The organism is Bradyrhizobium sp. KZN70725 (genome assembly GCF_055264925.1).
Genome location: NZ_JBUYWT010000009.1, coordinates 83,224 through 102,869, shown reverse-complemented (window position 1 = coordinate 102,869; position 19,646 = coordinate 83,224). Strand labels below are relative to the sequence as shown.

At 64.6% G+C, this 19,646-nt stretch carries 18 protein-coding genes; 16 read left to right on the top strand and 2 right to left on the bottom strand.

Translation table 11 applies throughout. From position 1 onward, the window contains the following. From ACZBJS_RS11280 to ACZBJS_RS11260, 5 genes are all read left to right on the top strand, one after another. A complete protein-coding gene (locus tag ACZBJS_RS11280) occupies window positions 1-528 on the top strand; it encodes a YcnI family protein (RefSeq protein ID WP_253623827.1) in 528 nt (175 codons plus the stop codon). A 3-nt stretch (window positions 529-531) separates the two neighbouring features. Further along, window positions 532-2,094 (top strand): copper resistance CopC/CopD family protein, encoded by a 1,563-nt coding sequence (locus ACZBJS_RS11275; RefSeq protein ID WP_316394179.1) that lies wholly within the window; start codon window positions 532-534, stop codon window positions 2,092-2,094. 164 nt (window positions 2,095-2,258) lie between these two features. Then, window positions 2,259-3,578: a proline--tRNA ligase gene (gene proS, locus ACZBJS_RS11270; RefSeq protein WP_038380332.1), complete on the top strand. Its 1,320-nt coding sequence runs from the start codon at window positions 2,259-2,261 to the stop codon at window positions 3,576-3,578. 72 nt (window positions 3,579-3,650) lie between these two features. Beyond that, entirely contained in the window at window positions 3,651-4,931 is a 1,281-nt protein-coding gene (locus ACZBJS_RS11265; protein WP_028339647.1) for a lipoprotein-releasing ABC transporter permease subunit, read from the top strand. A 9-nt stretch (window positions 4,932-4,940) separates the two neighbouring features. After that, window positions 4,941-5,639, top strand: coding sequence for an ABC transporter ATP-binding protein (locus ACZBJS_RS11260; protein WP_016840545.1), 699 nt, complete (start codon window positions 4,941-4,943; stop codon window positions 5,637-5,639). 109 nt (window positions 5,640-5,748) lie between these two features. Here the strand turns inward: ACZBJS_RS11260 and ACZBJS_RS11255 are convergent, their stop codons facing one another. Both ACZBJS_RS11255 and ACZBJS_RS11250 read right to left on the bottom strand, forming a co-directional pair. Further along, window positions 5,749-6,021: a DUF3551 domain-containing protein gene (locus ACZBJS_RS11255; protein ID WP_057016489.1), complete on the bottom strand. Its 273-nt coding sequence runs from the start codon at window positions 6,019-6,021 to the stop codon at window positions 5,749-5,751. 115 nt (window positions 6,022-6,136) lie between these two features. Beyond that, entirely contained in the window at window positions 6,137-6,502 is a 366-nt protein-coding gene (locus ACZBJS_RS11250) for a DUF3551 domain-containing protein (RefSeq protein ID WP_229162689.1), read from the bottom strand. 222 nt (window positions 6,503-6,724) lie between these two features. Here ACZBJS_RS11250 and ACZBJS_RS11245 point away from each other — a divergent pair, with 222 nt between their 5' ends. From ACZBJS_RS11245 to rseP, 11 genes are all read left to right on the top strand, one after another. Further along, entirely contained in the window at window positions 6,725-7,459 is a 735-nt protein-coding gene (locus ACZBJS_RS11245) for an outer membrane protein (RefSeq protein ID WP_057016491.1), read from the top strand. Between the two features lie 197 nt (window positions 7,460-7,656). Beyond that, the gene (locus ACZBJS_RS11240; RefSeq protein WP_082653734.1) at window positions 7,657-7,860 is read left to right on the top strand and encodes a GDCCVxC domain-containing (seleno)protein; all 204 of its coding nucleotides are present in this window, start codon (window positions 7,657-7,659) and stop codon (window positions 7,858-7,860) included. Between the two features lie 477 nt (window positions 7,861-8,337). Beyond that, window positions 8,338-11,862 (top strand): DNA polymerase III subunit alpha, encoded by a 3,525-nt coding sequence (gene dnaE / locus ACZBJS_RS11235; RefSeq protein ID WP_316394186.1) that lies wholly within the window; start codon window positions 8,338-8,340, stop codon window positions 11,860-11,862. 218 nt (window positions 11,863-12,080) lie between these two features. Further along, window positions 12,081-13,073, top strand: coding sequence for a 30S ribosomal protein S2 (locus tag ACZBJS_RS11230; RefSeq protein ID WP_057016493.1), 993 nt, complete (start codon window positions 12,081-12,083; stop codon window positions 13,071-13,073). A gap of 127 nt (window positions 13,074-13,200) precedes the next feature. Further along, window positions 13,201-14,124 (top strand): translation elongation factor Ts, encoded by a 924-nt coding sequence (gene tsf, locus ACZBJS_RS11225; protein ID WP_057016494.1) that lies wholly within the window; start codon window positions 13,201-13,203, stop codon window positions 14,122-14,124. 71 nt (window positions 14,125-14,195) lie between these two features. Beyond that, on the top strand, window positions 14,196-14,912 hold the full coding sequence (gene pyrH / locus ACZBJS_RS11220) for a UMP kinase (RefSeq protein WP_028334006.1): 717 nt from the start codon (window positions 14,196-14,198) through the stop codon (window positions 14,910-14,912). Window positions 14,913-14,986: 74 nt separating this feature from the next. Next, the gene (frr, locus tag ACZBJS_RS11215) at window positions 14,987-15,550 is read left to right on the top strand and encodes a ribosome recycling factor (RefSeq protein WP_028334007.1); all 564 of its coding nucleotides are present in this window, start codon (window positions 14,987-14,989) and stop codon (window positions 15,548-15,550) included. A 21-nt stretch (window positions 15,551-15,571) separates the two neighbouring features. Then, window positions 15,572-16,330, top strand: a complete 759-nt coding sequence (locus tag ACZBJS_RS11210; protein ID WP_057016496.1) for an isoprenyl transferase — start codon at window positions 15,572-15,574, stop codon at window positions 16,328-16,330. Then, complete coding sequence (locus ACZBJS_RS11205) at window positions 16,327-17,175, top strand: phosphatidate cytidylyltransferase (protein WP_057016497.1); 849 nt, start codon at window positions 16,327-16,329, stop codon at window positions 17,173-17,175. The genes ACZBJS_RS11210 and ACZBJS_RS11205 overlap by 4 nt, the downstream gene beginning before the upstream one ends. Window positions 17,176-17,179: 4 nt before the next feature. Beyond that, window positions 17,180-18,406, top strand: coding sequence for a 1-deoxy-D-xylulose-5-phosphate reductoisomerase (gene dxr, locus ACZBJS_RS11200; protein WP_225647484.1), 1,227 nt, complete (start codon window positions 17,180-17,182; stop codon window positions 18,404-18,406). 44 nt (window positions 18,407-18,450) lie between these two features. Then, a complete protein-coding gene (rseP, locus tag ACZBJS_RS11195) occupies window positions 18,451-19,602 on the top strand; it encodes an RIP metalloprotease RseP (RefSeq protein WP_028339659.1) in 1,152 nt (383 codons plus the stop codon). Window positions 19,603-19,646 lie beyond the last annotated feature (44 nt).

Genomic DNA, 19,646 nt, shown 5'->3' with positions numbered 1-19,646 from the left:
ATGCGATCACAGACGCTCCTCATTGCCACGGCGGCGCTGCTCGCAGCGCAGCCGGCGATCGCGCATATCACACTCGAAGGAAAGCAGGCGGCGGTCGGATCGTATTACAAGGCGGTGTTCGCCGTGCCGCATGGCTGCGCGGGCTCGGCGACAATCAAGATCCGGGTGCAGATTCCGGAGGGCGTGATCGGAGTTAAGCCGATGCCGAAGGCGGGCTGGACTCTCGATGCGGTCACCGGCAAATACGCCGCCCAATACGACTATCACGGCGCCAAGCTTTCCGAGGGCGTCAAGGAAGTCGCCTGGAGCGGTGGCAAGCTTGCGGACCAGAACTACGACGAGTTCGTGATGCAGACGTTTCTCACCGATACCTTGAAGCCCAACACCACGTTGTACTTTCCGGTCGTGCAGGAGTGCGAGCAGGGCGTCAGCCGCTGGATCGATACCCCAGCCGACGGGCAGGGCGGCGGGCACGACCATGGCAGCAAGACACCGGCTCCCGGCGTCAAGCTGCTGCCGAAGTCGTAAGCGATGCGGCTGGTCGCAAACCTCGCAGCGCTGCTCGTGGCGCTGTGTCTTGCGACCTCAGCCCATGCGCATGCCGTCCTGATCGGCGCCGAACCGGCCGACGGCAGCGTGGTGGCTGAAGCACCCAGGACGGTGGTGCTCCGCTTCAACGAAGCGGTGGCGCCGACGGCGGTCAGCCTGCTCGACGCCGCGGGCAAGCCGCGCGACGTCGCGTTCCGCGCCGTCGACCAGTCGGTGATGGTGACGCTGCCGGCGGGCCTGCCACAGGGCACGCAGGTGGTCAGCTATCGCGTGGTGTCGCAGGATGGCCATCCGGTCGCGGGCTCGCTGCTGTTTTCGATCGGCGTCGTCACCGGCTCGGCGGCGCCGTCAAGCGACGGCGTGCTCGATGTGTTGATCTGGCTGGCGCGGCTCGGGCTCTATCTGGGCCTGTTTGCCGGCGTCGGCGGCGTGTTCTTTGCGGCCTGGATCGGGCAGGGCCCGGCCGGCGAACGGCTGATCATGTGGTCGCTGAAGATCGGCCTTGTCGGCGCGATCGCGTCGCTTGGACTGCAGGGCGTCGACCTCTTGAACCTGCCGCTGTCGGGCATCGTGACGTGGGCGGCGTGGGCCAGCGCCGCCGGCACCAGCTTGTTTCCCGCGCTGCTGCTCGCGATCGCCGCGATGCTAATCGCGGCGATTGCCTGGCGCAGTCCGTCGTTCGGTGCAGCTTTCACCCGCACCGCGATCGCAATGATCTGTGTCGGGCTGTCGTTTGCGGTCAGCGGCCACGCCGCCACCGCTTCGCCGCAATGGCTGACGCGAGCCGCGCTGTTCATCCATGGCGTGGGCGTGGCGTTCTGGATGGGCGCGCTCGCGCCGCTGGCGGTGCTTGCCTGGCAGCGCAAGGATTCGCTGCTGCGGGTGCTGCGGCATTTTTCGACGATCGCGGTGCCGGTCGTCGCGTTGATCGCCTTGTCGGGCCTGGCGCTCGCGATCGTCCAGCTCGACAGTTTTCACGCGCTGATCGACACCGGGTACGGCAACATCCTGGTTGCGAAACTGGTGCTGGTGGTGTTGTTGCTCGGGCTCGCTGCGCTGAACCGGTTGGTGTTCACGCCGGCCATCGCGCGCGAGTTTCATCGGACACGGCCGCTGCAGCGCTCGATCGCGCTGGAATTCGTGCTGATGATCGCCATTCTCGGCCTCGTTGCACTCTGGCGCTTCACGCCGCCGCCGCGCGTGCTGGCGATGTCGGCCGATGTTCCGCTTGCGGTCCACATTCACACCGATGCCGCGATGTTCCAGGTGCTGATCGCGCCGGGCAAGGTCGGGCAAAATGACTTCGTGCTGCAGCTGATGAACGGCGATGCCAGCCCGTTCACGGCCAAGGAGGCGACGCTGACGCTGAGCTTGCCCGAGCGCGGCATCGAACCGATGGAACGCGCCGCCGCGCGCGGTGCCGATGGCTATTGGCACGTGCGCAAGGTGCCGTTGCCGGTGCCGGGCCGCTGGCACATGCAGATCGACGCCTTGGTGACCGATTTCAAGAAAGTGACGCTGGAAGACGATTTCGAGGTCAGGTAAAGCCGCGGTCGGCGCGCTGGGCACTTCGATGGTACGCAATTCGTTCAAATGGCCGAAAATCGCCTGATTTGAAGGGTTTTTCTTATTTGGCGGCCTTGTGTTTTCACAGCCGATCCGGTTTCACTGCAGCTCTTCCCACGCTTTCCTGATTCCCGAGTAACGCCATGCGATTGTCGCGGTTTTTCCTGCCCATCCTGAAAGAAAACCCGAAAGAGGCGGAGATCGTCTCGCATCGGCTGATGCTGCGCGCGGGCATGATGCGGCAGGAGGCTGCCGGCATTTATGCCTGGCTGCCGCTCGGTTTCCGGGTGCTGAAGAAGATCGAGCAGATCGTTCGCGAGGAACAGGACCGCGCCGGCGCGCTCGAGCTCTTGATGCCGACGCTGCAGCTCGCCGATCTCTGGCGCGAAAGCGGCCGCTACGACGCCTATGGCCCGGAGATGCTGCGCATCCTCGATCGTCACAAGCGCGAGCTGTTGTACGGGCCGACCAACGAGGAAATGATCACGGAGATTTTCCGCTCCTACATCAAGTCCTACAAGAACCTGCCGCTCAACCTCTACCACATCCAGTGGAAATTCCGCGATGAGCAGCGTCCGCGCTTCGGCGTGATGCGCGGCCGCGAGTTCCTGATGAAGGACGCCTATTCGTTCGACCTCGACGAGGCCGGCGCGCGGCGCTCCTACAACAAGATGTTCGTGGCCTATTTGCGCACCTTTGCGCGGATGGGCCTCAAGGCGATCCCGATGCGGGCCGAGACCGGCCCGATCGGCGGCGACCTCAGCCACGAATTCATCGTGCTCGCGGAGACCGGCGAGTCCGGCGTCTACATCAACCGCGATGTGCTGGACCTGCCGGTGCCGGGCGCGGACGTCGATTATGACGGTGATCTGACGCCGATCATCAAGCAGTGGACTTCGGTCTACGCCGCGACCGAGGACGTCCACGAGGCTGCGCGCTTCGAACAGGAAGTGCCTGAGGCAAAGCGGCTGAACACGCGCGGCATCGAGGTCGGCCAGATCTTCTATTTCGGCACCAAATATTCCGAGACCATGAAGGCGATGGTGGCCGGTCCCGACGGCGTCGACGTGCCGATCCATGGCGGCTCCTACGGCGTCGGCGTGTCGCGTCTGGTCGGCGCGATCATCGAAGCGTGTCACGATGACGCCGGCATCAAATGGCCCGAGGCCGTCGCGCCGTTCCGCGCCGCGATCCTCAATCTCAAGCAGGGCGATGCCGCGGTCGATGGCGCCTGCGAGCAGCTTTATCGCGAGCTCTCGGCGAAGGGCGTCGACGTGCTCTACGACGACACCGACCAGCGTGCCGGCGCCAAGTTCGCCGCGGCCGATCTGATCGGCATCCCGTGGCAGATTCTGGTCGGACCCAAGGGGCTTGCGGACGGCAAGGTCGAAGTGAAGCGTCGCAGCGACGGCTCACGCGACAATATGAGCCCCGCCGACGTGGTCGCGAAGCTCGCGGGTTAAAGTTTATTCACGCCGTGCTGATCGGCGGGGTAATCCGGCCACATTTGGCCCGAATCATGGGATTATCGACAGATGGATGAGACCATGAGCGAGCCAGTCCGTACCCCGCCCTTTGCGCCATTCGAATGGCTGCTGTCCGGACGCTATCTGCGCGCGCGCCGCAAGGAAGGGTTCATTTCGGTCATCGCCGGCTTTTCGTTCCTCGGCATCATGCTCGGCGTCGCCACGCTGATCGTGGTGATGGCGGTCATGAACGGCTTCCGCAAGGAATTGCTGGACAAGATCCTCGGCCTCAACGGACACATTCTGGTGCAGCCGCTGGAATCGCCGCTGACCGACTGGAAGGATGTCGCCGACCGCATCAGCCAGGTGCAGGGCATCCGCCTCGCCGCACCGGTGGTCGACGGGCAGGGGCTCGGCTCATCGCCGTTCAACGCCGCCGGCGTCTTCATCCGCGGCATCCGCGCCGACGATCTCAACAACCTCACCTCGATCGCCAAGAACATCAAGCAAGGCTCGCTCGAGGGCTTTGATGAGGGGCAGGGCGTCGCGATCGGTCGCCGCCTCGCTGACCAGCTTTCGCTGCATGCCGGCGACATGATCACGCTGGTCTCGCCGAAGGGCGCGGTGACGCCGATGGGCACCACGCCGCGCATCAAGCCCTACAAGATCACTGCGGTGTTCGAGATCGGGATGTCGGAATATGATTCGACCTTCGTGTTCATGCCGCTGACCGAGGCGCAGGCCTATTTCAACCGCAACAACGACGTGTCCTCGATCGAGGTGTTCACCACCAATCCGGACAAGATCGAGACCTATCGCAAGCTGGTGACCGAGGCGGCCGGCCGGCCGGTCTTCCTGGTCGACTGGCGGCAGCGCAATTCGACCTTCTTCAACGCGCTTCAGGTCGAACGCAACGTGATGTTCCTGATCCTGACCATGATCGTGCTGGTCGCGGCGCTCAACATCGTCTCGGGACTGATCATGCTGGTGAAGGACAAGGGCCAGGACATCGCGATTCTGCGGACCATGGGCGCCTCGCAGGGCTCGATCATGCGGATATTCCTGATCACCGGCGCATCGATCGGCGTCGTCGGCACGCTGGTCGGTCTGCTGGTCGGCTTGCTGATCTGCTTCAACATCGAAACCATCAGGCAATTCCTGTCGTGGCTCACCAACACGGAATTGTTCGATCCGACGCTGTATTTCCTGTCGAAGCTGCCTGCTGAAATCGATTTTGGCGAGACGCTCGCCGTCGTGATCATGGCGCTGACGCTGTCCTTCCTTGCGACGCTCTACCCGTCGTGGCGCGCCGCGCGCCTCGATCCGGTCGACGCGCTCCGGTACGAATAAGGAGCGCACATGGCGGAGGGGGCGGAAGACACACCGGTCGTCTATCTTCATGACATCAAGCGGGAATACCGGCAGGGCGAAGCGACGCTGACCGTCCTGAACGGCGCCAATCTCGCGCTGTGGCCCGGTCAATCGGTGGCGCTGGTGGCGCCGTCGGGATCCGGCAAGTCGACATTGCTGCACATCGCGGGCCTGCTGGAGACCCCCGATGACGGCGAAGTCTATGTCGCGGGCACGCCGACCTCGCAGATGTCCGACGTCGACCGCACCCAGATTCGCCGTTCCGATATCGGCTTCGTCTATCAATCGCACCGGTTGCTGCCGGAGTTCTCGGCGCTCGAGAACGTCATGCTGCCGCAGATGATTCGCGGCCTCAAACGCTCCGAAACCGTGAAACGGTCGACCGAGATTCTCTCCTATCTCGGGCTCGGCGATCGCATCACCCATCGCCCAGCCGAGCTCTCGGGCGGCGAGCAGCAGCGTGTCGCGATCGCGCGCGCGGTTGCCAACGCGCCCCGGGTACTGTTCGCGGACGAGCCGACCGGCAATCTCGATCCCGGCACGGCCGACCACGTCTTCAACGCGCTGATGCAACTCGTGAAGGCGACCCGGGTCGCGATGCTGATCGCGACTCACAATCTGGATCTCGCCGCGCGAATGGATCGCCGGGTGTCGCTGTCGAACGGACAGGTTGTCGAGCTCGAATAGTGCGCCGTCGCGTGAACTGGCTAGCGGTGCGCGTGAAGAAGCCGCGCTAAGACGAGAGAATCCGGAGCCTTTTTCCGTGTCGCTTCGATCGGAACGAAATGCTTCTGGCTCAATAAGCGGGGCGAGGCCGTCTGCCGGATGCTCTCGGCTGCCTGTCGATCGGCGGCCCGGCATAATAGGGGTTGTTGATGCAGATCGCCGCGAGGCCGGACGCCGAAGCCTGGCACTGCGCGATCGAAGTGTAGCCGCAGTCGGTATCCTCACCGCCCCATCGGTAGTTGGTTTTGCAGACCGGCGAGGTCGAATCGTATTTCTGGGCGCTGGCCGGCGCGGCTGCCAAGGCCAGGAGTGTCGGCAAGAGTGCCAGAATCAGACTGCGCATCAGAAATCTCCTCGTCGGCGCCGGCAATGCTGATGCCGAGCGCGCGCGAATAGGCACCTGTGCGCAGCGCCGGATCAACTCACATTCCCGCGCCGGGGTTGCCGGACCGAGCGTATCAGTGGATGAACAGGTCGAAGAAATTGCCCTCACGGCGGTCCCGCGGGGACACGTGAAGATACGAGCGCGGGTCGTTGTCGCCGGCATAATAGGGGTTGGCGATGCAGTTCTGCCCGATGCCCGAAGCGGTGGCCAAGCACGCCTCATACGATGGATAGGAGCAGTTGCTCAGGCCGGGATAGCGGTCGCCTTGAATGCAGAACGGGTAACGCACGCCGACGGCATGCGCGGGCGCAGTCCCCAGCGTTGCAAGTGCAGCCACCGATGCCGCAGCAGCAAGAATCATCGTCCGCATCTGCATTCCTTTTGCTGCGAAGATTCGACCCTGGCGACGATCCAAATCGGACAAGCCGGTTCCGGTCAACGATCTTGCGCCCAGCTGCGCACGCAGATCCGAATTGTGAAGATTGTGCGGCAACTATGTGGCAAAAACTCCAGGAAGTGCCCGTAATACAGTATTAACTTCAAATTTGAGCGAAGTCGTTTGGCCCTGCCTGTTGCCGCGAAGTTACAGCAATTCCGCCGGGGGCTGCTATGACGGTGTCTCGCGGCCTTGGGGGCCTGTAGAAAAAGTTGGAACGGGAAAATGAAAAAGATTTTGCTTGTCACCGCCAGCATGCTCGCGCTCAGCGCGACTGCTGCCTCCGCGGCTGACCTCGCGGCTCGCCCTTACACCAAGGCTCCGCCGCCCATGGTTGCCGCTGTTTATGATTGGACTGGCTTCTACATCGGTATCAACGGTGGTTGGGGCCAGAGCCACGACAACCGTTCGGTCGACGGCTTCGGCGGCGTCGGAAGCTACGACGCCAACGGCGGCACCGTCGGTGGCCAGATCGGCTACCGCTGGCAGGCCGGCGGCTGGGTGTTCGGTCTGGAAGCTCAGGGCAACTGGGCTGACTTCTCCGGCAGCACCGGCAATCTGGTCGTCCCGGGCGGCATCGTTCGCTCGAAGACTGATGCGTTCGGCCTGTTCACCGGTCAGATCGGCTACGCCTGGAACAACGTCCTGCTGTACGCCAAGGGCGGTGCTGCGGTCACCGATCGCAACTTCCAGTTCCTCAACGCGGCCGGCAATCTGGCGTCCGAGACCGGCTTCGACACCCGTTGGAGCCCGACGGTCGGTGTTGGCCTCGAATTCGCCTTCTCGCAGGGCTGGTCGCTCGGCGTCGAGTACAACCACATCTTCGAAGACACCCATGGCGCGACCTTCGTGACCCCGGCTGGTGTTGCCGTGACCGGCTTCCACACCGGTGGCGACACCGACATGGTCCTGGGCCGTCTGAACTACAAGTTCGGTGGCCCGGTCATCGCGAAGTACTGATCGCTCGCTTAATTCAAGCGGCATCGAAAACCCCGGGCTTCTTCGGCCCGGGGTTTTTTGTTGGCCTGGCGGCGCCGGCCCGTCGGCCAGGAGCAGGGGACGGGCTTTGCCCGTCCGCTTCGGGATTCGGGTCGGATTTGATTGGACGAGGCCTTCCGACCGAACGGTCAACGCCGCATATTCGCGGCATGACGGACCTGCAGCTGACTTCCCAACTGACGTGCCCGTCCTGCGGCCATGTCTCCATCGAGACGATGCCGACCGACGCCTGCCAGTTCTTCTATGATTGCAAGGGCTGCGGCACTCGCCTGAAACCGAAAGCAGGAGATTGCTGCGTGTTTTGCTCATACGGAACGGTCCTTTGCCCTCCCAGGCAGGCTGGGAATTGCTGCGGTAACTAGCTCCCCGGAGGCTCAAGACGAGTTCGCCATCCGGATCACTGTCGGCGGCGAGACGTCGGCCGCTCAGGAATTAACCACAGGGGTCACTTCTCGAACTGGGTCGCCGGCATTGCTTGACTCCTAGAACAAAAAAGGAACAATGTTCTGCATACGTTCCGGTTCAGGGAGAGCGGCCATGTTGAAGATTTTCGTGCAAGAAGCTGCAGCGCTGGCATCGATCACGCTGTTCGTCGGGATGATCGCGGTGTGGGCCCAGCTGATCACCCAATTCTGAAAATGCGCCCGCGGGGACAGGGGCATCGCCGGCGGCATGGTCTGCCCCTGGGGAAAAGCAGGAGGACTTGCCGCCACGCCGCGTTCGGCGTGGACTTCACAGGGGTCAGGCCCCACCATGGGATTGCGAGTCGGGTCTGACACTTTCGAGTTCCGGCCCTGGCGCTCGCTCCATCCCTGACTCAAGAGATTCCGTAAGCAGTCATGCCGAATGCCGGATTCGTTCACCTTCACGTTCATTCCGCTTATTCGCTGCTGAAGGGCTCGATCAAGATCGCCAAGCTGGGCGAGCTCGCGAAGGCCGACCGCCAGCCGGCGCTGGCGCTGACCGATACCGACAACATGTTCGGCGCACTGGAATTCTCGGACAAGATGGCCGGCTACGGCATCCAGCCGATCGTCGGCTGCGAGCTGGCGGTGGATTTCGGCGACGTCGATCCGAATACGCGGAGCATCCTTGCGACGACGGGCCCGGCGCGAATCGTGCTGCTGGCGGCGCGCGAGCGCGGCTACCGCAGCCTGATGCGGCTGAACTCGCGGGCGTTCCTGGAGACGCCGGTCAACCAGACCCCGCACATCAAGTTCGATTGGCTCATCGACGACGCCGAGGACCTGATCGCGCTGACCGGCGGCCCCGACGGCCCGATCGCGCTGGCGCTCCGGGCCGAGCAGGCGGCGCTGGCGATCACCCGCTGCGAACGCCTGGCCGGCCTGTTCGGCGATCGCCTCTACATCGAATTGCAGCGCCACGGCGCCGACAAGGAACGCCGCACCGAAGGCGGCCTGATCGATCTCGCCTACAGCAAGGGCCTGCCGCTGGTGGCGACCAACGAGCCGTATTTTGCCAGCAATGACGACTACGAATCGCATGACGCGCTGCTCTGCATCGCCGGCGGCCATCTGATTGCCGAGACCAACCGCGAGCAACTGACCCCGGATCACCGCTTCAAGACCCGCGCGGAAATGGCGGTGCTGTTCGCCGACATCCCGGAGGCGCTGGCCTCGACGGTGGAGATCGCCGAGCGCTGCTCGTTCCGGCCGAAGACCCGCAAGCCGATCCTGCCGTTCTTCACGGTGGGTGCCGCCGCCAGCGCCGATGCCGCCGCCGACGAGGCCGCCGAGCTGAAGCGCCAGGCCGAGGAGGGGCTCGCGAATCGCCTGCGGGTGCACGGTCTCTCGCCGGGAATGACCGAAGAGGACTACAGCAAGCGGCTTGCCTTCGAGCTCGACGTCATCACCCGCATGAAATACGCGGGCTACTTCCTGATCGTCTCCGACTTCATCAAATGGGCGAAGGCGCAGGGCATTCCGGTCGGGCCGGGCCGCGGCTCCGGCGCCGGCTCGCTGGTCGCCTGGGTGCTGACCATCACCGACCTCGATCCGATGCGGTTTGCGCTGCTGTTCGAGCGCTTCCTCAATCCCGAACGCGTCTCGATGCCGGACTTCGACATCGACTTCTGCCAGGACCGCCGCGGCGAGGTGATTCAGTACGTGCAGGAGCGCTACGGCCGCGACCAGGTGGCGCAGATCATCACCTTCGGTACGCTGCAGGCGCGCGGCGTGCTGCGCGACGTCGGGCGCGTGCTGCAGATGCCCTATGGGCAGGTGGACAAGCTGACCAAGCTGGTGCCGCAGAATCCCGCAGCGCCGGTGACGCTGGCGCAGGCGATCGAGGGCGAGCCCAAGCTGCAGGCGTTCCGCGACGAGGATCCGGTGGTGGCGCGTGCGTTCGATATCGCGCAGCGCCTCGAAGGCCTGACGCGCCATGCCTCGACGCATGCCGCCGGTATCGTGATCGGCGACCGGCCGCTGAGCGAGCTGGTGCCGCTCTACCGCGATCCGAAATCCGACATGCCGGTCACCCAATTCAACATGAAATGGGTCGAGCCGGCGGGCCTCGTGAAATTCGACTTCCTCGGCCTGAAGACGCTGACCGTGCTGGACGTCGCGGTGAAGCTGCTCAAGCAGCGCAACGTTCATGTCGATCTCGCGACGCTGCCGATCGACGATGAGCCGAGCTATCAGATGCTGGCGCGGGGCGATGTCGTCGGCGTGTTCCAGGTGGAAAGCCAGGGCATGCGGCGCGCGCTGATCGACATGCGGCCGGACCGCTTCGAGGACATCATCGCGCTGGTGGCGCTGTATCGCCCGGGCCCGATGGCGAACATCCCGACCTATTGTGCGCGCAAGCACGGCGACGAGGAATCGGAATATCTGCATCCGATCCTGGAGCCGATCCTGAAGGAGACCTTCGGCGTCATCATCTATCAGGAACAGGTGATGCAGATCGCGCAGCAGATGGCGGGCTACTCGCTCGGCCAGGCCGACCTGCTGCGCCGCGCGATGGGCAAGAAGATCCGCGCCGAGATGGACAAGCAGCGCGACATCTTCGTCGACGGTGCGATGAAGAACGGCGTAGGCAAGGGCCAGGCCGAGACGATTTTCGAACTGCTCGCCAAGTTCGCCGACTACGGCTTCAACAAGAGCCACGCGGCGGCCTATGCGCTGGTGTCGTACCACACCGCCTATATGAAGGCGCATTACCCGGTCGAGTTCCTCGCGGCGTCGATGACGCTCGAACTCAACAACACCGACAAGCTGTCCGAATTCCGTTCCGAGGCGCAACGGCTCGGCATCAAGGTCGAGGCGCCCAACATCAATCGCTCCGGCGCGACCTTCGAGGTCAGCGAGAACACGATCTACTACGCGCTCGCCGCGCTGAAGGGCGTCGGCATCCAGGCGGTCGAGCAGATCATCGAGGAGCGCAACAAGAAGGGCGCCTTCACCTCGCTGGCCGATTTCGCCGCGCGGGTCAGCCCGCGCGCGGTCAACAAGCGGATCATCGAGAGCCTCGCGGCGGCCGGCGCCTTCGATACGCTGGAGCCGAACCGCGCGCGCGTCTTCGCCGGCGCCGATGCGATCCTCGCCGCCTGCCAGCGCAGCCATGAGGCGGCGACCTCGGGCCAGAACGACATGTTCGGCGGCGCGGCGGATGCGCCGAGCATCATGCTGCCGCAGATCGAGCCGTGGCTGCCCGCGGACCGGCTGCGGCGCGAATATGACGCCATCGGCTTCTTCCTGTCGGGCCATCCGCTCGACGACTACGCGACCGCGCTGAAGCGGCTGCGCGTGCAGTCCTGGGCGGAGTTCTCGCGCGCGGTGAAGACCGGCGCCACGGCGGGCAAGGTCGCGGCAACCGTGGTGTCGCGCATGGAGCGGCGCACCAAGACCGGCAACAAGATGGGCATCATGGGCCTGTCGGACCCGACCGGCCATTTCGAAGCGGTGCTGTTCTCGGAGGGCCTTGCGCAATACCGCGACGTGCTCGAGCCGGGCGCGGCCGTGCTGTTGCAGCTCGGCGCCGAATTGCAGGGCGAGGACGTGCGGGCGAGGGTGCTGCACGCCGAGCCGCTGGATCACGCCGCGGCCAAGACGCAGAAGGGCCTGCGCATCTTCGTCCGCGACACCAAGCCGCTGGAGTCGATCGCCCGCCGCCTCAACATGCCGGAAGCCGCGCCCGCCCCGGGCGGCGCAGCAAAGGTACCGGCCGTGAAGCCGGCCGCCGCGCCGCCACCGGCGGCGGGGGCCGATGGCGACGTCTCGCTGGTGATGATCCTGGACCTCGAAACCGAGGTGGAGATGAAGCTGCCCGGCCGCTACAAGGTCTCGCCGCAGATCGCCGGCGCGATCAAGGCGGTGGCGGGCGTGGTCGACGTGCAGACCCTGTAAACTGGGGACTCCGGACGCCAAACAGGGCCGTTTCGGCACGATTTGGGCCCGGCCGGCCGGTGTAACCGGCCGTATTTCCTTGCTTCTGGCGCAAATCGCGCTATATAGCGCGCCATCTCACACGGAAACATGGCTCTCAAGGCCGTCCGGTGGCAACCGGGCCATTCAGGCGCGTTTGCTCACACGTTTCCGGAGGAACCAACCGGAGAATTATCACTATGTCGCTACCCGATTTTTCTATGCGTCAGTTGCTTGAAGCTGGCGTTCACTTTGGCCACCAGGCCCACCGCTGGAATCCGAAGATGCAGGATTACATCTTCGGCGCCCGCAACAACATCCACATCATCGACCTCGCGCAGACCGTGCCGATGCTGCACCGTGCCCTGCAGGCGGTCAGCGATACCGTCGCCAAGGGCGGCCGCATCCTGTTCGTCGGCACCAAGCGCTCGGCCCAGGACGGCGTTGCCGACGCTGCCAAGCGTTCGGCGCAGTACTTCGTCAACTCGCGCTGGCTCGGCGGCACGCTGACCAACTGGAAGACGATCTCGGCCTCGATCAAGCGCCTGCGTCATCTCGACGACGTGCTGTCGTCGGGCGAAGCCAACTCCTACACCAAGAAGGAGCGGCTGACGCTGCAGCGCGAGCGCGACAAGCTCGACCGTTCGCTCGGCGGCATCAAGGACATGGGCGGCCTTCCCGACATGATCTTCGTGATCGACACCAACAAGGAAGACATCGCGATCCAGGAAGCCCAGCGGCTCAACATCCCGGTCGCGGCGATCGTCGACACCAATTCGGACCCGAAGGGCATCACCTATGTGGTGCCGGGCAATGACGACGCCGGCCGCGCGATCTCGCTGTATTGCGATCTCGTGGCGCGCGCCGCCATCGACGGCATCTCGCGCGCTCAGGGCGATTCCGGAATCGACATCGGCGCGTCGGCGACGCCCGTGCAGGAAGACCTTCCGGCGGCTGCGCCGTCCGGCTTCCAGGGCCTCGCCGGCCCGCGCGGCACCGCCGACAACCTCAAGAAGCTCACCGGCGTGTCCGGTGCGATCGAGAAGAAGCTCAACGACCTCGGCATCTTCCACTACTGGCAGCTCGCCGAGCTCGACCACGACACCGCGCACAAGATCGGCGAAGAAGTCGGTCTGCCGAGCCGTGCCGACGCCTGGGTCGCCCAGGCCAAGACGCTCGCCGAAGCGGAATAAAGGCTACGCGGCGTGGCCGGGTCTCGCCCGGCCGCCGCTTCTATTCCACGAACAACGATCTCCCTGTTGCAGATAGCGGCGCCATCGGGCGCCGCGGTTTCTGTACAGGCAAGAAGGACATTGAACGATGGCAACGATCACAGCAGCGATGGTCAAGGAGCTCCGCGAGTCGACTGGCGCGGGCATGATGGATTGCAAGGCGGCGCTGACCGAGAACAACGGCGACATGCAGGAAGCGCAGGACTGGCTGCGCAAGAAGGGCCTCTCCAAGGCCGCCAAGAAGGCCGGCCGCGTCGCGGCCGAGGGCCTGATCGGCGCGCTGACCTCCGGCACCAAGGGCGTGCTGGTCGAGGTCAACTCGGAGACCGACTTCGTTGCGCGCAATGAGCAGTTCCAGGGCCTGGTCAAGATGATCGCCCAGGTCGCGCTGCACAACGGCGCCGACGTCGAGAAGATCAAGGCGGCCAAGGTCGGCGACGTCACCGTCGAGACCGCGATCTCCGACGCGATCGCGACCATCGGCGAGAACATGACGCTGCGCCGCGCCGCCTCGCTCGAGGTGAGCAAGGGCGTGGTGTCGAGCTATGTCCACAACGCGGTCGTCGAGGGCGCCGGCAAGATCGGCGTGATCGTGGCGCTGGAGTCCGCCGGCAAGACCGACGAGCTCGCGGTGCTCGGCCGCCAGCTCGCCATGCACGTCGCGGCGGCGAAGCCGCTGGCGCTCGACCCGGCCGGGCTCGATCCGGAGACCGTCAAGCGCGAGAAGGACGTGCTGGCCGACAAGTACCGCCAGCAGGGCAAGCCGGAGAACGTCATCGAGAAGATCGTCGATTCCGGCCTGAAGACCTACTACAAGGAGGTCTGCCTGCTCGATCAGGCCTTCATCCACGATAGCGGCAAGTCGGTTGCCCAGGCGGTGAAGGAAGCTGAGGGTAAGGTCGGCGGGCCGATCAAAATCGCTGGCTTTGTGAACTATGCTCTCGGTGAGGGAATCGAGAAGCAGGAAAGTGACTTCGCCGCCGAAGTCGCGGCCGCCAGCGGCAAGAAGTAACCGCTGACACCAAGGCGTCCGGCGCTCCGCGCCGGAGGCCTGCCTGCGCGGGATAAGAAAGCGATCGCATCATGGCTGAGCCGATCTATCGTCGCGTGGTGATCAAGCTGTCCGGCGAATATCTGGCCGGCTCCCACGGGTTCGGTATCGATCAACCGACGGTCGATCGCATCGCCGACGACCTGATCGCAGCCCGCAAGCTCGGTATCGAGGTCGCCGTCGTGATCGGCGGCGGCAACATCGTCCGTGGCGTCGAGGTGTCCTCGCGCGGCGTCTCCCGGCCGACCGGCGACACCATGGGTATGCTTGCCACCATGATGAACTGCCTCGCGCTGGAGGCGGCGATCGAGCGCAAGGGAACCCCGGCGCGGACCTTGTCGGCATTCGTGATGCCGGAGATTTCCGAGCTGTTCACCCGTAGTGCAACGCACAAATATCTCGCCGAGGGACGCATCGTCCTGCTCGGCGGTGGAACCGGCAACCCGTTCTTCACGACCGACACCACCGCCGTGCTCCGCGCGGCCGAAATCGGTGCGCAGGCGGTGCTGAAGGCCACCAATGTCGACGGCGTCTACAGCGCCGATCCGAAGAAGGACCCCAAAGCCAAGCGCTTCGACCGCCTAACCCATTCGCAGGCGATCGAGGGCGGCTACAAGGTCATGGACGCGACCGCTTTCGCACTTGCCCGCGAGACGTCGCTGCCTATCATCGTGTTCTCTATCGCGGAGCCCGGTTCGATCGGTGCGATTCTGCGCGGTACCGGACACGGCACCGTCGTCGCCGGCTGATTGCCGCGCCTCCGGGTCCAGATTTTGGGCCCGAGGGCGTCGACAGCCGGTTTCTAGTGAAAGGGAGAAACGTCATGGCCGCAGCTGGTTTTGACATCAACGACGTGAAGCGCCGCATGCAGGGCGCCACGCAATCGCTCAAGCACGAGCTCGGCGGCCTGCGCACCGGCCGTGCCGCGGCCTCTATGTTGGAGCCGGTCCAGGTCGAGGCTTACGGCTCGCATATGCCGCTCAACCAGGTTGCCACCATCAGCGTGCCCGAGCCGCGCCTGCTCTCGGTGCAGGTCTGGGACAAGACGATGGTCAAGGCCGTGGAGAAGGCAATCGTCGACTCCAACCTCGGCCTGTCGCCGGCGACCGAAGGACAGGTGCTGCGCTTGCGGATTCCCGAACTCAACGAGGAGCGCCGCAAGGAGCTCGTCAAGGTCGCGCACAAATACGCGGAAGCGGCCAAGGTCGCGGTACGCCACGTGCGCCGCGACGGCCTCGACGTGATCAAGAAGCTCGAGAAGAATCACGAGATCTCCGAGGACGATCAGGAGCGCCTGTCGAACGAGGTGCAGAAGGCGACCGACGGCGTGATCGCCGAAGTCGATCAGCTGCTTGCCGCCAAGGAAAAGGAAATCCTGACGGTCTGAAGCCGCTACGGGAACGAGCCGATGTCGAACGCCGCCGCCCCAGCAGCTGACGGACCGGATCGCTCCGGCAGTCCGTTGCATGTGGCCATCATCATGGACGGCAACGGGCGCTGGGCCGCTTCGCGCGGCTTGCCGCGCGTCGAGGGCCATCGCCGCGGCGTCGAAGCGCTGCGCCGCGTGGTGCGTGCGGCCCATGAACTCGGCATCGTCTATCTCACCATTTTTTCTTTCAGCTCGGAAAACTGGTCGCGGCCCGCGAGCGAGATCGGCGATCTGTTCGGCCTGTTGCGCCGCTTCATCCGCAACGATCTGGCGACGCTGCATCGTGACGGGGTGCGGGTGCGCGTAATCGGCGAGCGTGACGGGCTTGACGCCGACATCTGCGCGCTGCTCAACGAGGCAGAGGAGCTGACGAAGAACAACGTCAAGCTCAGCCTTGTGGTCGCCTTCAACTATGGTTCGCGGGCGGAGATCGCCGCCGCGGCGCGGCGCCTCGCGCGCGAGGTTGCCGAAGGCAAGCGCGACGCCAACTCCATCGATGCCGACACGCTCGGGCAATATCTCGATGCGCCCGACATTCCGGATCCGGATCTGATTATCCGCACCAGCGGCGAGCAGCGTCTGTCCAACTTCCTGATGTGGCAGGCCGCCTATAGCGAACTCGTGTTCGTGCCGATTCACTGGCCGGATTTCGACAAGGCGGCGCTCGAAGGCGCGATTGCGGAATACGGCAAGCGCGAGCGCCGGTTCGGCGGGCTCGCTGCGAAAACCGGATCGTGACCGAGGGCGAGGCCGCGCCGGCGGCAGCAAACGAGCAGGGGTCGCGCAATCTCGCGATGCGCGTGATTGCGGCGCTGGTGCTGGCGCCGGTTGCGATCGCGCTGGCCTATATGGGCGGCGTCGCCTGGTCGCTCCTCGTGACATTGGCGGCGGCCGGATTGTTCGCGGAATGGCTTGTTGTCACCGGACTCGGACGCGAGCTCCGTGTCGTGGTGCCCGGCGTGGTCGCGTTGCTGCTCGCCGGACTATGCCTGATGGCCGGCCGTATCGATGCGGCCCTGATCGTACTCGCCGCCGGTGCGGTTGTTGTGGCGCTGACGTCCGGCGCGCGGCGCAACTGGGCCATTGCGGGATTGCTCTATGCGGCAGGGGCCGAGATCGCATCGGTCCTGCTGCGCCTCGACACGGCGAAGGGCTTTGCCGCGCTGATGTTCGTGTTGCTGATCGTGTGGGTCACCGATATCGGCGGCTACTTCGCGGGCCGCAGTATCGGCGGGCCGAAGCTCTGGGTGCGGGTCAGCCCGAAGAAGACATGGGCGGGCGCGGTTGGCGGCTTCGGGGCGAGCCTGCTGGTCGCTGCCGGCTTTGCCGCCCTTGAGATCGGCTCGACCGGTCCGCTCTTGATGCTCGGCGCCGTGTTGTCGGTGGTCTCGCAACTTGGCGATCTCTTCGAATCCGCGGTGAAGCGGCGGTTCGGCGTGAAGGATTCGAGTCACATCATTCCCGGTCACGGCGGCCTCCTGGACCGCCTGGACGGTTTTGTCGCGGCCGTCATTGTGGCGGCGATTTTCGGCTTTCTCCGTGGTGGCGCCGATGGCGTCGGGCGCGGTCTTATGGTTTGGTGATGAGATGAGCGCAGTTCCGTTGCGTAACAACAAGGCCGCGGCGGCATCCGCCCTGCGGACTGTAACCGTCCTCGGTGCCACCGGCTCGATCGGCGACAGCACTATGGACCTGCTGCGTGGCGCGCGCGACCGCTACCGGGTCGAGGCGCTGACCGCGAACAGCAATGTCGAGGGCCTCGCCAAGCTGGCCAAGGAATTCGGCGCGCGGTTCGCCGCCATTGCCGATCCGGCGAAGCTTTCGGAGCTGAAGGACGCGCTGACCGGAACCCGGACCGAATGCGGGGCCGGGGAGAGCGCGATCATCGAAGCGGCCGCGCGGCCGGCCGATTGGGTGATGGCGGCGGTCAGCGGCGCGGCCGGGCTGAAGCCTGCGCTTGCCGCGGTCGATCGTGGCGCCACCGTCGCGCTGGCCAACAAGGAATGCTTGGTCTGTGCCGGCGATATCTTCATGGAGCGGGCGAGGAAGGCCGGCGCCTGCATCCTGCCGGCGGACTCCGAGCACAATGCGCTGTTCCAGGCGCTGGCTTCCGGCAACCGCGAGGAACTGACGCGGGTGATCATCACCGCGTCCGGCGGCCCGTTCCGTACCTGGGCGCCCGCCGACATCGAGCAGGCGACGCTGGAACAGGCGCTGAAGCATCCGAATTGGAGCATGGGGCAGAAGATCACGATCGATTCCGCCTCGATGATGAACAAGGGTCTCGAGGTGATCGAGGCGTCCTATCTGTTCGCTTTGACGCCCGACGAAATCGACGTGCTGGTGCACCCGCAGTCGATCATCCACGGCATGGTCGAGTTCTCCGATCGCTCGGTGGTCGCCCAGCTCGGCACGCCCGATATGCGGATCCCGATCGCGCATTGCCTCGGCTGGCCCGACCGCGTCGTCGGCCCGTCCGCCAAGCTCGACCTCGCCAAGATCGGACAGCTCACCTTTGAGGCGCCGGATTTTGAGCGCTTCCCGGGGCTGCGGCTGGCCTACGAGGCGTTGCGGATGGGGCACGGCGCGACGACGGTCTACAACGCTGCGAACGAGATCGCGGTCGCCGCGTTTATCGCCGGCAAGATCAAGTTCGGCGCGATCGCCCGGCTGGTCGAGGCGACGATGAACGATTGGATCAAGTCAGGGAATCAGCCACCACTGCACTCGGCGGATGATGCGATTTCCGTTGACCATATCGCGCGAAATAAAGCTGCCGCCCTATTGCCTCAAATTGCCTTAAAGGCAACCTAGAGGGTTGGGGACGGAGCCTTTGGCTCTTGTCGAGGGAAAATCGAATGCCCGAGTATTTTATTCATAGTATCAATGCGTTGAGTCATGGGCTTCTCGGTACCATCGTTCCCTTCCTCTTCGTCCTGACCATCGTCGTCTTCTTCCATGAGCTCGGCCACTTCCTGGTCGCGCGCTGGGCCGGCGTGAAGGTGTTGACGTTCTCGCTGGGCTTCGGCCCGGAGCTCGCCGGCTTCAACGACCGGCATGGCACGCGCTGGAAGATCTCGGCGATTCCGCTCGGCGGCTACGTCAAATTCTTCGGCGACGACAGCGAGGCTTCGACGCCGTCCACCGAGACGCTCGCCGCCATGACGGCGGAAGAGCGTGAAGGCAGCTTCCATCACAAATCGGTCGGAAAGCGCACCGCCATCGTTGCGGCCGGCCCGGTGGCGAACTTCATTCTCGGCGCCCTGATTTTCGCGGGCATGGCGCTCTACTACGGCAAGCCGAGCACGATTGCCCGGGTCGACGGCTTAGTGGCCGAAAGCGTCGCCGCGAACGCCGGCTTCAAGGTCGGCGATGTCGTCGTGGATATCGACGGCAGCGCGATCCAGAGCTTCGCCGACATGCAGCGGATTGTAGCTTCGAATGCTGGTTCAGAGCTTGGATTTAAGGTGAAGCGCGATGGTGCGATTGTCGCGCTCAAGGCGACGCCGGCGCTCCGGGAGGTCAAGGACCCCTTCGGCAATGCCCACCGAATCGGCGTGCTCGGAATTGAGCACAAGGCTCAGGTCGGCGAAGCGACCAGCGCCTCGGTCGGCGTGCTGGAGGCCCTGAAGATCGGCGTCGAGCAGGTTTGGTACATCATTTCCAGCACGTTCAAGTTCCTGGGCTCGCTGTTCGTTGGAACCGGCAATCCGGCCGAGGTGAGCGGCGTCATTGGAATCGCGAAGCTGTCGGGGCAGGCCGCGAGCGCCGGGTTCCAGTTCGTGATCAATCTTTGCGCCATCCTGTCGGTCTCGATCGGCCTGCTGAACCTGTTTCCGATCCCGCTTTTGGATGGCGGACACCTGCTTTTCTACAGCGCGGAGGCGCTGCGCGGGCGCCCGCTGTCGGAGCGGACGCAGGAGGTGGGTTTCCGAATCGGGCTGGGTCTGGTCCTGATGCTGATGGTGTTTGCGACGTATAACGACATCCTCAGGATCGCCGGGTCCTGAAACGGGCTTTTTTGTGGCGTTGCCAATGGGCAACGTCTTGGAAC

Bases quoted from the DNA above. Each gene is read 5' to 3' on its own strand.
- ACZBJS_RS11280 (WP_253623827.1), top strand. From the start codon at position 1: ATGCGATCACAGACGCTCCTCATTGCCACGGCGGCGCTGCTCGCAGCG.
- ACZBJS_RS11275 (WP_316394179.1), top strand. From the start codon at position 532: ATGCGGCTGGTCGCAAACCTCGCAGCGCTGCTCGTGGCGCTGTGTCTT.
- proS (WP_038380332.1), top strand. From the start codon at position 2,259: ATGCGATTGTCGCGGTTTTTCCTGCCCATCCTGAAAGAAAACCCGAAA.
- ACZBJS_RS11265 (WP_028339647.1), top strand. From the start codon at position 3,651: ATGGATGAGACCATGAGCGAGCCAGTCCGTACCCCGCCCTTTGCGCCA.
- ACZBJS_RS11260 (WP_016840545.1), top strand. From the start codon at position 4,941: ATGGCGGAGGGGGCGGAAGACACACCGGTCGTCTATCTTCATGACATC.
- ACZBJS_RS11255 (WP_057016489.1), bottom strand. From the start codon at position 6,021: ATGCGCAGTCTGATTCTGGCACTCTTGCCGACACTCCTGGCCTTGGCA.
- ACZBJS_RS11245 (WP_057016491.1), top strand. From the start codon at position 6,725: ATGAAAAAGATTTTGCTTGTCACCGCCAGCATGCTCGCGCTCAGCGCG.
- dnaE (WP_316394186.1), top strand. From the start codon at position 8,338: ATGCCGAATGCCGGATTCGTTCACCTTCACGTTCATTCCGCTTATTCG.
- ACZBJS_RS11230 (WP_057016493.1), top strand. From the start codon at position 12,081: ATGTCGCTACCCGATTTTTCTATGCGTCAGTTGCTTGAAGCTGGCGTT.
- tsf (WP_057016494.1), top strand. From the start codon at position 13,201: ATGGCAACGATCACAGCAGCGATGGTCAAGGAGCTCCGCGAGTCGACT.
- pyrH (WP_028334006.1), top strand. From the start codon at position 14,196: ATGGCTGAGCCGATCTATCGTCGCGTGGTGATCAAGCTGTCCGGCGAA.
- frr (WP_028334007.1), top strand. From the start codon at position 14,987: ATGGCCGCAGCTGGTTTTGACATCAACGACGTGAAGCGCCGCATGCAG.
- ACZBJS_RS11210 (WP_057016496.1), top strand. From the start codon at position 15,572: ATGTCGAACGCCGCCGCCCCAGCAGCTGACGGACCGGATCGCTCCGGC.
- dxr (WP_225647484.1), top strand. From the start codon at position 17,180: ATGAGCGCAGTTCCGTTGCGTAACAACAAGGCCGCGGCGGCATCCGCC.
- rseP (WP_028339659.1), top strand. From the start codon at position 18,451: ATGCCCGAGTATTTTATTCATAGTATCAATGCGTTGAGTCATGGGCTT.